13 protein-coding genes are annotated in these 12917 nt (G+C 65.0%); 5 read left to right on the top strand and 8 right to left on the bottom strand.

The window, feature by feature from the left end; genetic code table 11:
- Nucleotides 1-44: 44 nt before the first annotated feature.
- Together V6U71_RS04580 and V6U71_RS04575 are read left to right on the top strand one after the other, a co-directional pair.
- Nucleotides 45-1118 (top strand): peptidoglycan DD-metalloendopeptidase family protein, encoded by a 1074-nt coding sequence (locus tag V6U71_RS04580; RefSeq protein WP_411341143.1) that lies wholly within the window; start codon nucleotides 45-47, stop codon nucleotides 1116-1118.
- Between the two features lie 5 nt (nucleotides 1119-1123).
- The gene (locus V6U71_RS04575) at nucleotides 1124-2185 is read left to right on the top strand and encodes a potassium channel family protein (protein WP_411341142.1); all 1062 of its coding nucleotides are present in this window, start codon (nucleotides 1124-1126) and stop codon (nucleotides 2183-2185) included.
- On the opposite strand, the gene V6U71_RS04570 is transcribed toward V6U71_RS04575, so the two are convergent.
- Nucleotides 2182-2508: a DUF423 domain-containing protein gene (locus V6U71_RS04570; protein WP_411341141.1), complete on the bottom strand. Its 327-nt coding sequence runs from the start codon at nucleotides 2506-2508 to the stop codon at nucleotides 2182-2184. The two genes, V6U71_RS04575 and V6U71_RS04570, sit on opposite strands and share 4 nt — an antisense overlap.
- Before the next feature lie 93 nt (nucleotides 2509-2601).
- On the opposite strand from V6U71_RS04570, the gene rimO reads away from it, so the two are divergent.
- Entirely contained in the window at nucleotides 2602-3969 is a 1368-nt protein-coding gene (gene rimO / locus V6U71_RS04565) for a 30S ribosomal protein S12 methylthiotransferase RimO (RefSeq protein WP_411341140.1), read from the top strand.
- Nucleotides 3970-4221: 252 nt separating this feature from the next.
- Nucleotides 4222-5700, top strand: a complete 1479-nt coding sequence (locus V6U71_RS04560; RefSeq protein WP_411341139.1) for a DUF4403 family protein — start codon at nucleotides 4222-4224, stop codon at nucleotides 5698-5700.
- 9 nt (nucleotides 5701-5709) lie between these two features.
- Here the strand turns inward: V6U71_RS04560 and V6U71_RS04555 are convergent, their stop codons facing one another.
- The 3 genes from V6U71_RS04555 to V6U71_RS04545 all read right to left on the bottom strand — a co-directional run bounded on the left by V6U71_RS04555 (nucleotide 5710) and on the right by V6U71_RS04545 (nucleotide 8507).
- Nucleotides 5710-6171, bottom strand: coding sequence for a DUF1579 domain-containing protein (locus V6U71_RS04555; RefSeq protein ID WP_411341138.1), 462 nt, complete (start codon nucleotides 6169-6171; stop codon nucleotides 5710-5712).
- A 70-nt stretch (nucleotides 6172-6241) separates the two neighbouring features.
- Nucleotides 6242-7255 (bottom strand): inorganic phosphate transporter, encoded by a 1014-nt coding sequence (locus V6U71_RS04550; RefSeq protein ID WP_054588609.1) that lies wholly within the window; start codon nucleotides 7253-7255, stop codon nucleotides 6242-6244.
- A 127-nt stretch (nucleotides 7256-7382) separates the two neighbouring features.
- On the bottom strand, nucleotides 7383-8507 hold the full coding sequence (locus V6U71_RS04545; protein ID WP_411341137.1) for a DUF47 family protein: 1125 nt from the start codon (nucleotides 8505-8507) through the stop codon (nucleotides 7383-7385).
- 207 nt (nucleotides 8508-8714) lie between these two features.
- Here V6U71_RS04545 and V6U71_RS04540 point away from each other — a divergent pair, with 207 nt between their 5' ends.
- The gene (locus V6U71_RS04540) at nucleotides 8715-10259 is read left to right on the top strand and encodes a flavin-containing monooxygenase (protein WP_411341136.1); all 1545 of its coding nucleotides are present in this window, start codon (nucleotides 8715-8717) and stop codon (nucleotides 10257-10259) included.
- 3 nt (nucleotides 10260-10262) lie between these two features.
- Here the strand turns inward: V6U71_RS04540 and V6U71_RS04535 are convergent, their stop codons facing one another.
- The 4 genes from V6U71_RS04535 to V6U71_RS04520 form a co-directional block, all read right to left on the bottom strand.
- Entirely contained in the window at nucleotides 10263-10829 is a 567-nt protein-coding gene (locus V6U71_RS04535) for a hypothetical protein (RefSeq protein ID WP_411341135.1), read from the bottom strand.
- A 66-nt stretch (nucleotides 10830-10895) separates the two neighbouring features.
- Nucleotides 10896-11078 (bottom strand): DUF3008 family protein, encoded by a 183-nt coding sequence (locus tag V6U71_RS04530; protein ID WP_037556545.1) that lies wholly within the window; start codon nucleotides 11076-11078, stop codon nucleotides 10896-10898.
- Nucleotides 11079-11118: 40 nt separating this feature from the next.
- A complete protein-coding gene (locus V6U71_RS04525; protein ID WP_411341134.1) occupies nucleotides 11119-12054 on the bottom strand; it encodes an SDR family oxidoreductase in 936 nt (311 codons plus the stop codon).
- Nucleotides 12055-12067: 13 nt separating this feature from the next.
- Nucleotides 12068-12898 carry a DUF4163 domain-containing protein gene (locus V6U71_RS04520; RefSeq protein WP_411341133.1) on the bottom strand — a complete coding sequence of 277 codons (831 nt, stop codon included), beginning with the start codon at nucleotides 12896-12898 and terminating at the stop codon, nucleotides 12068-12070.
- Between the last annotated feature and the right edge of the window lie 19 nt (nucleotides 12899-12917).

The following is a 12917-nucleotide window of genomic DNA, read 5'->3' as shown; positions in this document are numbered from 1 at the left end:
ACAGAAGCCTAGCCATCGCGCCCCGGCTTTGGCAAAGAGGGTGCATGGGGGGTGTCACACACCGTAATGCGCTATGGCTGCCGGGCGTGCTGTTGCTCGCCGGCTGTATTCCTGCGGCCAGTGCGCCGAGCCGCCCCGCCCCGCCGCCGGCGAGCGCAAGTCCCGAACCCGAAGCCGACAGCTATGTGCGGCAGGACGTCATGGGCGGCGACGCCCGGCCGACCTGGACGCTGAAACCGGTCGCGACCAACGCGCGATGGGTCGGGGGTAGCCTTTATATTGTGCGCCGCGGCGACACGTTGCGCGCAATCGGCGAGATGACGGGCGTCGGCTCCGAAGCGCTGGCGATGGAGAATGATCTCACGCCGCCCTACACGCTGTTACCCGGACAACAGCTCCGCGTTCCGGCAGGCCTGTACCACCGCGTCGCGACCGGTGAGACGGGGATCGGCATCGCGGCCGCTTACGGTGTCGACTGGGGCGAGATCATCACGATCAACGCACTCGCCGAGCCCTATATCCTGCGCATCGGGCAGCGGCTGCGGCTGCCTTCGCACGCCAAGGCGCTGCCGCCAAAGGCGGTTGACGTCGCCGCGCGCGCCGCTGCCTTCAACCTCGACATCGACGATATCGCGACCGGCAGCCAGCCCGCGCTGGCCGAAAGCGCGCGGCCGACCGCCGCCAGCGCTGCACCGACGAAACCCGTCACCACCGCGATCGCCGCGCCCGCCAGCTTCGCGGGGCGGTTCCAGTGGCCGCTCACCGGAAAGATCATCGCGAAATTCGGTCCGCTCGCGCCGGGCAAGGTCAACGACGGGATCAACATCGCCGCCGCGACCGGCACCCCGATCCATGCGGCCGCGCCGGGCGTCGTCGCCTATGCCGGCGACCAGATCGGCGTCTATGGCGGGCTGATCCTGATCAACCATGGCGGCGGCTGGGTCAGCGCCTATGGCCATGCGGGGCGGATCGACGTCCAGCGCGGTCAGGCGGTCAAGGCCGGCGACATCATCGGCCGCGCCGGGGCGAGCGGCCAGGTCCAGTCGCCGCAGCTCCATTTCCAGCTCCGCAAGAATCGCATTCCGATTGACCCGTTGAAGCAATTGCCGCCAAGATAACGGCGATGGCCAAGCCCCGCCGCCCTTCTTTCGAGCACCGGTTCAATCCGCTGCGCCGCATGAGCAAATGGCCGATCTGGGCCGACGTCGTCACGCGGCTGGGCGTCGCCTTCCTGCTGATCGCTTTCGTCGTGCTCGTCCACTGGATCGACCGCGCGGGACTGAAGGACAGCCACGACGGTCAGATCAGCTTCCTCGATGTCGTCTATTTCACCATGATCTCCGTCACCACGACGGGCTTCGGCGACATCGCGCCGGTGTCCGACCGCTCGCGGCTGATCGAGGCTGTCATCGTGACGCCGATCCGCATCATGGTACTCTTCATCTTCGTCGGCACCGCCTATAATTTCGTCCTCAAGCGCACATGGGAAAAATGGCGTATGGCCCGCATCCAGGCAAAGCTCACCAACCACATCGTCGTGCTCGGCTATGGCATCAGCGGCAGCGAAGCGGTCAGGGAACTGATCGCGCGCGGCACCGATCCCGCCTGCATCGTCGTGATCGACCAGTCGGGATCGCGGATCGCCGAAGCCGAAGCCGCCGGCTGCAACGTGTTGCAGGGCGATGCATCGAACGACGACACGTTGATCGACGTCCAGATTGCAAAGGCACAGTCGGTCCTTGTCTCGGCGGGGCGCGACGACGCGTCGATCCTGATGGTTCTGACCGTGCGCCACCTTGCTCCCAAGGTGCCGATCAGCGTCGTCATTCGCGCCCAGGACAATGAACTGCTCGCACGGCAGGCGGGCGCGAATAACGTCATCAACCCGGTCAGCTTCACGGGCCTGCTGCTCGCCGGGTCGGCGCAGGGCGCGCATGTCGCCGACTATATGGCCGACCTCGCCAGCGTCGGCGGCCGCGTCCAGCTCCGCGAACGCCCCGTCAGCGGCGAAGAAATCGGGCGCAGCATCGACCAGCTCGCCAGCGGCGGCCGCGGCCTGCGCATCTATCGCGGCGGCAAACCCTATGGCTTTTGGGAAGCGGAAGCGAAGCGCCTCGAACCCGGCGACCTGATCGTCGAGGTGATCAACTGCGAGGAATGCGAAGCGAGCGTGCCGGGGGGTTAGCCCCGCCAGAACAGCCAGCCGGCCCACAGCCAGCCGATGATCAGCAGGCTGCCGCCGATCGGCGTCACGGCGCCCAGCCAGCGCGGTCCGCCGAGCGCCATCGCATAGAGGGTGATGGCAAAGATCGCGCCGCCGACCAGCAGCAGGATCGCCGGCCCGCGCGCGAAACCCATGATCGCGAGCGCGCCGACGGCGTGGATCAACTGGTACAGCCCGCCGGTGCGCAGCCATTCGGCCTCCTGCTGCCCCGCCGCGCCATGGGCGCCGAACGCCCCGGCCGCAACGGCAAGCGCCGCCGAAACTGCTGCAAATAGGCCAATCATCCTGCGTCCATCCTTTGTCTGCCGGGCATCATCCATGCCGCCGCGCGCCGGGCGTGACAAGAGCCGCAAAATCGATTAAAGGCGCGGCCAATCATGACAACCAAGACTCTTCCCGCCCAGCCGAAAGTCGGCATGGTGTCGCTCGGCTGCCCGAAGGCGCTCGTCGACAGCGAACGGATTCTGACCAAACTGCGCGCCGACGGCTATGGCCTGTCGCCCGACTATGCGGGCGCCGACGTCGTGCTCGTCAACACCTGCGGCTTCCTCGATTCGGCGAAGGAAGAAAGCCTCGAGGCGATCGGCGAAGCGATGGCCGAAAACGGCCGCGTCATCGTCACCGGCTGCATGGGCAACGAGGCCGAGGTCATCCGCGCGCGTTTCCCCAACGTCCTCGCGGTCACCGGTGCACATCAGTACGAGCAGGTCGTCGACGCCGTCCACGACGCCGCGCCGCCGACGCAGGGACCGTTCATCGATCTTGTCCCCGAGGGTGGGCTGAAGCTGACCCCGCGTCACTACAGCTATCTGAAGATTTCCGAAGGCTGCAACCATAGCTGCTCCTTCTGCATCATCCCGGACCTCCGCGGTAAACTCGTCAGCCGCCGCATCGACGCGGTGCTGCGCGAGGCCGAAAAGCTCGTCGCCGCGGGCACCAAGGAACTGCTGGTGATCAGCCAGGACACCTCGGCTTACGGCGTCGACATCAAGCACGACCCGCGTCAGTGGCACGGCCGCGAAGTGCGCGCGCATATGACCGACCTCGCGCGCGAACTCGGCCAGCTCAAGACCAGCGAAGGCCGCGCCCCGTGGGTGCGCCTCCACTATGTCTATCCCTATCCGCACGTCGACGCGGTCATTCCGCTGATGGCCGAGGGGCTGTTGACGCCTTATCTCGACATCCCCTTCCAGCACGCGGCCCCGAGCGTGCTCAAGCGCATGAAGCGCCCCGCGAACGAAGCGAAGGTGCTCGAACGACTGAAGAGCTGGCGCGCGATCGCCCCCGAAATTTCGATCCGCTCGAGCTTCGTCGTCGGCTTCCCCGGCGAGACCGAGGCGGATTTCCAGTATCTCCTCGACTGGCTCGACGAAGCGCAGCTCGACCGCGTCGGCGCCTTCCGCTTCGAACCCGTGGCGGGGGCGCAGGCCAATGCGCTCGACAATCCGGTACCCGAAGAGGTCAAGGAAGAGCGTTATCAGCGGATCATGGCCAAGACCGCCGCGATCAGCGCCGCCAAGCTCGAAGCCAAGATCGGCCGCACCTTGCCCGTCATCATCGACGAGGTCGGCGAGGCGGATGAAGACGGCAGCATCGGCGCAACGGGCCGCTCACAGGCCGACGCCCCCGAAATCGATGGTCATGTCTACCTCCGCGACGTCGCCGCGACGCTGAAGGCCGGCGATATCGTCGATGTCGAGATCGAGGACGCCGACGAGCACGACCTGTTCGGGGTCGTGGCGTAAAGCGGCGCTGTAAAGCAGGGCCTGCGGTTTTGGGGTGGTGAGCTGCCGTTCCCAATCCGTCGCCCCCGCGAAGGCGGGGGCCGCTGGCAACCTTGCGCTAGGCCGATAGCGGCGCCCGCCTTCGCGGGGGCGACGGTTATCGGGCTAGTGTCCGCAAACGGCCGAAAGTAGTTATTTCCCTCTTCCATACCGATGGAACAGCTTTGCACCTTCCGATGTTATAGGCGATAGAGACCGCATCAGGGGCACCATATGCGTCTAATCCGACTGACGACCGTCGCATTGCTGCTCACCGCATCTCTCGCCGCCTGCGAGCGCAAGACCGAGGTCGAGCCGCCGCCGCGCGCGACCGACGAGGCGCCCTCGCCCACCCAGACATCGCTCATCGCGGTGCCGATCAACGCCAGCACCGCGTCGCTGAAAACCGCGCTCGAACGCGCGGTGCCGAAGACATTGTGGACGATCAACCAGCGCGAACGCGCGTGCGTCAAGCCGCAGCGGGTCAAGGTCTTCGGCAAGAAGGTCAAGGTCACCCCGCCGATCGCCTGCACGATCGTCGGTCAGGTGACGCGCGGGCCGCTGCGGCTGCGCGGTGAAGGCAGCGAGATCGTCGTCGATGTGCCGATCCATGCCACGATCAGCGCGCGCGATGTCGGCGGCGTGCTGAAGGGCGAGACCGCGACCGGCGCCGCGATGGCGCATGCGCGGGTGAAGATCGAGCTGACCCCCGACTGGCGCACGCAGGGCAAGGCGCGGATCAGCTATGGCTGGACCAACGCGCCGGGGATCGATTTCCTCGGGCGGCGGATCACCTTCACCGATGAGGCCGACGCCAAGCTGAAACCCGTCGTCCGCGACGTCGAGCGCGAGGTGAACCGCGAGATCGCGAAGATCGACATTCGCAAGCAGGCGGCCGAGGTCTGGCGGCAAAGCTTCACCACGCTCGAACTCAACCGCGAAAACCCGCCGGTGTGGATGCGCGTGACGCCGCAGCGCATCCTCTATGGCGGCTACCGCCTCGACGGCCAGCAGATGCGGCTCAACCTCGGGCTGGAGGCGATCACCGAGACCTTTGTGTCGGGCCGTCCGCGCGATCCTGTGCCGACCCCGCTGCCACGATTGGTACGCGAAACGCCCAAACCGCATTTCGACGTCCGGGTGCCGGTGCTCGCCGACTATGCCCAGCTTGAGCCGGTGATCCACCGCGCTCTCGTCAAGCGTTCGGCGCGACCCTTCGTCCTGCCTGCAATTGGCCCCGTGATGGCGAAGTTCGGCAAGGTGACCACCTATGGCGCGCCCGACAACCGGATCGCCGTCGGGATCGACCTCGAGGCGCTGGTCCAAGGCGCAAAGCGCGAGCCGACCCGCGGCCGCGTCTGGGTCACCGCGCGGCCGGTGAACGCGCCCGGTTCGGCGGAAGTGAGCTTCATCGACCTGAAAGTCGATGGCGATACCGACGGGCTGAAAGGCGACCTGTTACTCGGCATCGCGGAAAGCGAAGGCTTCGCACCGCTGATCGCCGACGCGCTGACGCAGAATTTCACCCGCGACCTTGCGGAATTACAGGGCAAGATCCGGCGCGCGATCGACCAGCGGCGCGAAGGCGCCTTCGTCATCCGCACCCGCATCGACAGCTTCGAGACCGGCGAGATCACCGCCTATGGCAACGGCCTCTACCTGCCGGTGCGCATGGTCGGCGGCGCGAGTGTCGATTATCGACCCGGTAAATAGATCAGGACGCTAGGCCCGCTCGAAATCCATCGTCCAGTTGAGCTCCCACGTCTCGCCGCCGTCGACCGACATCGCCTGCTCCCAGCGCGGCGACGCGGTGTCGGTGCGGCTCCAGATGAAGCGCAGCCGGACCGGCTGCCCGTCGTGACTATCGTCGGCATGGAAATGGCCGACGCCGTCCCTGAAACTGCCGACGACCGGGACGTCGAGCGCGTGCGGGCTGCGCGCGTCGAGCCACCAGATCGCCCAGCTATCATGCGCCGGATCGTAGGAGCGGAGCGCGATGGCGCGATAGGTGCCGCCCGGAAGGTGGATGACATTATCCTCGACATTGCCATGGCCGCCGAGGATCGGCCGCGTCTCGCAGCTCCCCTCGAACTCGTCCCATTCGTCGCAGCCGACCAGCCGCGCTTTCAGGCGGCGATGCTTCACCCGCCAGTTGCCGAACTCGAAATCGAAATCGCTCGTCATCGCCTGCACTCCGCTTTTTCAGCGGAATGTTCCTATTACGTTCTCATCCGAACGCAACCCCCTGATGAGATCAGAACAGGCGGGTGATCGCGTAGAAGATCGCGGCGACGATCGCGCTTGCCGGGATGGTGATGAACCACGCCGCGACGACATTGCCTGCAACGCCCCAGCGCACCGCACTGGCGCGGCGCGCGACACCGGCGCCGATGATGCTGCCGGTGATCGTGTGCGTCGTCGATACAGGAATGCCGAGCAGGCTGGCGGTGAAGACCATGATCGACCCGCCGGTCGAGGCGGCAAAGCCCTGATGATGCGACAGCTTGGTGATCCGGCCACCCATCGTTTCGATGATCTTCCACCCGCCCGACAATGTGCCGAGCGCGATCGCGATATAGCAGCTGAACGCGACCCAGTGCGGGACATGGAATTCGCCGCCGAGATAGCCGGTCGAATAGAGGAGGACGGTGATGATCCCCATCGTCTTCTGCGCATCGTTGAGACCATGGCTGATCGAATAGGCGGCCGACGACAGGAGGTGGAGATGGCGAAAGGTCTTCTCGGCAAAGCTGGCGGTCGCGCGGCGCAGCGCCCAGCTGCTGACCAGCATCACCAGCATCGCGAGCAGCATGCCGAGCAGGGGCGACAGGAAAATCGCCACGACCGTCTTGTTGAGCCCGGTCCACTCGATCCCTTCGAACCCGGCGTGCGCGACGCCGGCGCCGACGATGCCGCCGACCAGCGCGTGGCTCGACGACGAGGGAATGCCTTTGAGCCAGGTCACGACATTCCAGAACATCGCCCCGACGAGCGCCCCGAACACCACCGCCGGGGTCACCAGATCCTTGTCGATAATCCCCTTGCCGATCGTCTCGGCGACCTTGTGCAGCTCGGGGAAAATGATCGACAGGAAATAGGCGGCAAAGTTGAAAAAGGCCGCAAATAGCACCGCCTGCACCGGCCGCAACAGCCGGGTCGCGACGACCGTCGCGATGCTGTTCGCGGCATCGTGCAGCCCGTTGAGGAAATCGAACGCCAGCGCGAGGATGACAAGGCCGACGAGGAGCGGGAAAGCGAGTTCGTGCATGGTCAGTCTTTGTTTCCGGCTATGCCGGAACGCGCCGTACCAGCCCGCTCTCCCGCCCAGCCTCCCATTTCAGGATACGCTGTTGGGAGGCTGGGTGGGAGAGCGGGCTGGTACGGCGCCATAAACATCACGCGTGGTCGATAACTAGACCGTCGATCTCGTTCGCGACATCCTCGAAACTGTCGGTGACGCGTTCGAGATGACGGTAGAGTTCGCGCCCGATCAGAAAGCGGACGCTGTTCGACTGCCCATGTTCCTTGAACAGGCGCTTGAGGCCCGCGGCGTGGATTTCGTCGGCATGGCCTTCCATCCGCACCAGCCGTTCGGTCAGTTCGTGAAGGCGCACGGCATTGGCCGAAATGTTGCGCAGCAGCGGCAGCGCCTCGGCAGTCAGGCGCGCGGCGTCGACGATGATGCCGCCGATGTCGCGCATTTCGGGTTCGAATTCGGTGACGTCATAGAGGTCGACGGCGCCCGCGGTCTTCTGCATCTCGTCGATCGCATCATCCATCGACGCGATCAGATCGGTGATCGCGCTGCGGTCGAAGGGGGTGAGGAAGGTGCGGCGAACGGTCTGCAGCACTTCGCGGGTGATCGCGTCGGCGTCATGCTCGCGCTCGACGATTTCCTGAACATGGTCGGCCATGCCCTCGCCGCCCTGCAACATCCGCGACAAGGCGTTCGCCCCGGCGACCAGCGTCGCAGCGTGGCTTTCGAACAATTCGAAGAAATTTCCCTGTCGCGGCAGCAAACGCTGAAACCAAGCGAACATCCAGCTTACCCCTGTTTTGTCGGCTACATTCTGGACGACCCCGCGCGGCTGGGCGACGGCACGAAAACCGCCGTCGCCGAACGAGCGGATCAGCGCCTGCAAATCGGGTTCCTCGACCGCCGACGCGGCATCGCGGAACGAGAACCATTTGCGGTCGCGTTCGTCCATTTCCTTCCAGTCGTCGAGCTCGTTGGTCACGGCGAGCGGAAAAACTTCGACGTTGTACATGATCGATGCGCCATTCGCCCGGCGCTTGCGATATTCATAACTGCCGATCGGCGTCGGACAGACGGCGCCGATCACGCCCGCTTCCTCCTCGGCCTCGATCGCCGCGGCGGCATGGCGTTCCATTCCGGTCAGCGGATTGCCCTTCGGCACCACCCAGCGCTTCGTCTCGCGCGACGTAATCAGCAGGATTTCGGTCGGTCCGTCCTGCGCGGGGCCGCCGAATCGATAGGGAAGGACGGCAATCTGGCGCATATGCTCGATCCTTTCCAAAGATTCGGGCGAAGATTCAAGGCGCGGGACGCCCAGGTGACAAAAGCGTTACGCCCCTATGACAATAATGTGACAGCGACAAGGAGGCTTCACACCCCCTACCCCCCCTACTTTCACCCCTGTCAATTCGATTGCAAAATGAAACGCGGCGCGTAATCTCCCCTTCAAACATAGTCGGGAGACAGGATGATGGCAGGCACGGCGACGATGGAACGTCCCGCGGGGACGAAGGCTGCACCGGTCGATCAGGACGTGCTGATCGTCGGAGCGGGAATTTCGGGCATCGGCATGGCGGTGCATCTCCAGCAACACAGCCCGGACCGCAGCTTCGCGCTCGTCGAGCGCCGCGCCGACCTTGGCGGTACGTGGGACCTGTTCCGCTATCCGGGCATCCGGTCGGACAGCGACATGCACACGCTCGGTTTCGTCTTCGAACCGTGGAAGCATGAAAAGACGATCGCCGACGGCCCCGCGATCCTCGAATATCTGAACCGCATCGTCGACGAACGCCACATCCGCGAGCGCATCCGCTTCAACAAAAAGGTCGTCGGTGCCGACTGGGACAGCGCCGCGGCCCGCTGGACCGTGACGATGGAGGACGACAAGGGCGCGATCACGACGACAACCGCGCGCTGGCTCTATCTGGGCTCGGGCTATTACGACTATGACGAGCCGTTCGACGCGCAATTCACGGGACGCGAGGATTTCCAGGGACAGATATTGCATCCGCAATTCTGGCCGAAGGATCTCGACTACGCCGACAAGAAGATCGTCGTGATCGGATCGGGCGCAACCGCGGTAACGATCGTTCCCGCGATGACCGACAAGGCAGCGCATGTGACGATGCTCCAGCGGACGCCGACCTGGTACTTCATCCGCCCCGCGAAGGACGGGCTTGCGAACTTCCTGCGCAAGGTGCTGCCCGAAGAACTCGCCTACCGGATCACGCGCTTCAAGAATGTGAAGCTGCAGGACATCAGTTTCCGGCGCGCCCGCGAGAAGCCCCAAAAGGTCAAGGATTTCCTGACCAAGAAGCTGAAGGCCGCGCTCGGCGACCGTTACGACGCGACCGCCTTCACCCCGCCCTATAACCCGTGGGAACAGCGGCTCTGCCTCGTCCCCGACGCCGATTTCTTCGAGGCGATGAAGGCGGACAAGGCGTCAGTGGTCACCGACCATATCGAACGCTTCGACGCCACCGGCGTCCAGCTCAAGTCGGGCAAGCATCTCGATGCCGACATCATCGTCACCGCGACCGGGCTCAAGCTCGCCGTCGCCGGCAAGATTCCCGTCCGCGTCGACGGCGACCCGGTCGATTGGAGCGAGCATTTCTATTACAAGGCGTGCATGTTCTCGAACGTCCCGAATTTTTCGGCGGTGTTCGGATATCTGAATGCATCGTGGACGCTGCGCGCCGACATCGTCGCCGAATATGTCTGCCGCGTGCTCAATCATATGCAGGCGACCGGCACCGACGCGGCAACGCCGGTGCTCGCCGACCCGTCGACGCTGAACGAGGAGAATATCTTCGACTTCTCGTCGGGTTATATCCAGCGCTCGCTGCACATCATGCCGAAGAATGCCGACGCCCTGCCGTGGCGGCTCAGCCAGAATTATGTGCAGGATCGCATCGATATGCGCAGCGGCGCGATCGCCGACGGCGTGCTCGCGTTCAGCCGGGCAGGCGAGGTGGCACCCAGCGCCGCAGTGCCGGCCCTCGAAGCGGCGGAATGACGGTCAGGCGCCGCGCTTCTTGGCGCGGTGCCGCCGGACCAGCCAGAAGACAAGCCCGCCGATGATCAGGAGCAGGACGGGCAAGGCGATCCGCATCGTCCGCGCCCCCGCTTCATATTGGTCGATGAATTCGAGCGCGGGCGGCTTGGTCTTGCTGCCGAGGACATTCCATTCGGTGACCTGCATCGGCCCGTCATTCTGGGCGTAAAATCGCAGCGAAACCGTCGTCCATTTGCCGGGACTGGCGCCGACCACCACCACCTCTTCCTGTCGCTCCTTGAGTCCCGGGGTGGCGTTGGTTTTCCAGTTGTAAGACGCAAGCTGCCACGTCGCCTTGCCCTCGGGGCATTCGCGCGGCAGCGCCGGTGCGGCCTCGATCGTCGAATTGGCAATCTCGGGATGCAGCAGCGACTTCGCGCCGGCGGGATCGGTGCAGAAGCCCTCGGCGATCGCGACGAGCTCCTTCTGCCGCTCGGGCGTCACCAGCTTGTCGAGCGCCGCCTGAAAGCTGCAGCCGCCCAACGCCACCGCCGCAAAAATCACGAAACCGCTGTGCCGGAAATAACCCATCACCCGTCCCCTGCTGATGGCCCGCAGGAAAGATGACGGATTTTGGCGCGATAATCCAGTCTTCCGCTAATCGACGTGTTCGGGCTTGCCCTTGGTCGATCCTTTCGCAAAATCCTCGAGCTGCTTTTCGGTCATGCTGTCGACCATCTGTTTCGACGCGCCCTTGAGCTTCGATTTGGGCGTATCGCCGCGTTTCGCACTTAGCGCAGCGCCGGCCGCCTTCTGCTGCGCTTTCGATTTGGCTGGCATGACAATGCTCCTGTCCGCCCCCGCAATCCGTTAACGCCCTCTATCCATTAACGATCGTGCCGCCGTTGGGATGCAGCACCTGACCCGACATATAGCTGCTGTCGTCGCAGGCGAGGAACAGGAAGGCCGGCGCAACCTCATTGGGTTCGCCGGGGCGTTTCATCGGCGTGCTTTCGCCGAAACTCTCGACCTTCTTCGCAGGCGCGCCGCCACGCGGGTTGAGCGGGGTCCAGATCGGCCCCGGCGCGACCGCGTTGACGCGAATGCCTTTGCCCACCAGATTTTCGCTGAGCGAACGGGTGAAGGCAGTGATCGCGCCCTTGGTGGCGCTGTAATCGAGCAGGCTCTCAGACCCCTGATACATGGTGACGCTGGTGCAATTGACGATCGCCGCGCCCTTGCCGAGGTGCGGCAGCGCCGCCTGCACCAGATAGAACATGCCGAAGATGTTGGTGGCGAAGGTGCGCTGCAACTGCTCGGCGCTGATGTCGCGGATATCGGCGGCGGGATGCTGCTCGCCGGCGTTGTTGACGATGACATCGAGCCGGCCGAACTTTTCGACGGTACGCGCAACGATCCGTTCGCCAGCATCGGGTTTGCCGACATCGGCCTTGATCGCGATCGCACGGCGCCCTTCGCTCTCGACGATCGCTACCGTATCGGCGGCGTCGTCCTTGTTGCTGTGATAGACGAGCGCGATGTCGGCGCCCTCGCGCGCGAACAGCGCGCACACCGCGCGGCCGATGCCGCTGTCGCCGCCGGTGACGATCGCGACCTTGCCGTCGAGGCGGCCCGATCCCGGATAGCGCGGCTGCCATTTCGGCGCGCGGTCGAGGTCGGCCTCGCGGTCCGACGGCGGCTTCGCGATCGATTTGGCGGGCCCCACCGCTTTGCGCAGCTTCGCGGCAGCACGCGCCTTGCCCTTCTTCTCCTTGGGCGTCTCGCCGACCTTACCGGCCTTGGGCTGCTTCGCCATCGCTACGCCTCCTTCATTTCGTCGGCAGGAAATCGCGGGCATATTCGGGCTTCACCGCGTGCACGATCGCCTGCGACATCGGCAGGTTGATCTTGTAGCTGCCCTCGGCATAGGCGCCGATCTCATAGGGGGCGATCGCGATCGTCAGCCGGTCGAGATAGCGGCCGTCGGACGAGCCGAGCCATATCGTCTGCGCCGAGGCGGACGGGCATTTGCCGAAGGGGCTGCCGTCGCGGACCCATTCGGCGCCTCGCGCCTTCTTCGCGCGTTCGATCGCCGCGCACAGGTCGTCGTTCACCGCCTTGTCGAACGCCTCGCCGCTGGCGAACATGTCGAGCGGCTTGAGCCGCTTCGCGCGATTGCGGTCCCAGACCAGCGTGTCGAAGGTCTGCATGCCATGCGCGCCGCCCATATAGGTCTCGATCTCCGCCGATAGGCTGAGGAAGCGCGGCGTGCTGGTTATCCGCTGCCATTTCTGGAGGTGGCTGTGCGCATAATAGGGAAAGCCCTCCTTCTTCGCGGCCTCCTGATCGCGGCGCGCAGCGCTTACCAGCGCATCGCGCTGCGTTGCCCGGTCATTGTCGAGCCATGCCGCAAGCCCGGAAATCTGCGCCGCTTCGGCGGGATAGCTATAAGCAAACTCGACAAGATCGTTCTTCTCCTTGACGTCGGATGCCGGCGCATTTTTCGCCGCGACATCGGCCGGCCCGCCCGGCGGTGCGCCGGGGACGGCGGCGGCGGCCGCCTTTTCGGCGGGCGTATCGGGCTTCTCCGAACAGGCGGTCAGGATCAGCGCGCCCGACAGGAGCAGCGCAGCGGAAGGATAGTGTCGAAGGTTCGTCATCCCCGAACAACGCCGGGAA

The sequence above is a fragment of the Sphingopyxis sp. J-6 genome (genome assembly GCF_046603995.1).
Taxonomy (GTDB): domain Bacteria; phylum Pseudomonadota; class Alphaproteobacteria; order Sphingomonadales; family Sphingomonadaceae; genus Sphingopyxis.
This window is presented reverse-complemented; position numbering and strand designations above follow the sequence as displayed.

Excerpts from the sequence above, each read along its gene's own strand:
- V6U71_RS04580 (WP_411341143.1), top strand. The coding sequence starts at position 45 with ATGGGGGGTGTCACACACCGTAATGCGCTATGGCTGCCGGGCGTGCTG.
- V6U71_RS04575 (WP_411341142.1), top strand. The coding sequence starts at position 1,124 with ATGGCCAAGCCCCGCCGCCCTTCTTTCGAGCACCGGTTCAATCCGCTG.
- V6U71_RS04570 (WP_411341141.1), bottom strand. The coding sequence starts at position 2,508 with ATGATTGGCCTATTTGCAGCAGTTTCGGCGGCGCTTGCCGTTGCGGCC.
- rimO (WP_411341140.1), top strand. The coding sequence starts at position 2,602 with ATGACAACCAAGACTCTTCCCGCCCAGCCGAAAGTCGGCATGGTGTCG.
- V6U71_RS04560 (WP_411341139.1), top strand. The coding sequence starts at position 4,222 with ATGCGTCTAATCCGACTGACGACCGTCGCATTGCTGCTCACCGCATCT.
- V6U71_RS04555 (WP_411341138.1), bottom strand. The coding sequence starts at position 6,171 with ATGACGAGCGATTTCGATTTCGAGTTCGGCAACTGGCGGGTGAAGCAT.
- V6U71_RS04550 (WP_054588609.1), bottom strand. The coding sequence starts at position 7,255 with ATGCACGAACTCGCTTTCCCGCTCCTCGTCGGCCTTGTCATCCTCGCG.
- V6U71_RS04545 (WP_411341137.1), bottom strand. The coding sequence starts at position 8,507 with ATGCGCCAGATTGCCGTCCTTCCCTATCGATTCGGCGGCCCCGCGCAG.
- V6U71_RS04540 (WP_411341136.1), top strand. The coding sequence starts at position 8,715 with ATGGCAGGCACGGCGACGATGGAACGTCCCGCGGGGACGAAGGCTGCA.
- V6U71_RS04535 (WP_411341135.1), bottom strand. The coding sequence starts at position 10,829 with ATGGGTTATTTCCGGCACAGCGGTTTCGTGATTTTTGCGGCGGTGGCG.
- V6U71_RS04530 (WP_037556545.1), bottom strand. The coding sequence starts at position 11,078 with ATGCCAGCCAAATCGAAAGCGCAGCAGAAGGCGGCCGGCGCTGCGCTA.
- V6U71_RS04525 (WP_411341134.1), bottom strand. The coding sequence starts at position 12,054 with ATGGCGAAGCAGCCCAAGGCCGGTAAGGTCGGCGAGACGCCCAAGGAG.
- V6U71_RS04520 (WP_411341133.1), bottom strand. The coding sequence starts at position 12,898 with ATGACGAACCTTCGACACTATCCTTCCGCTGCGCTGCTCCTGTCGGGC.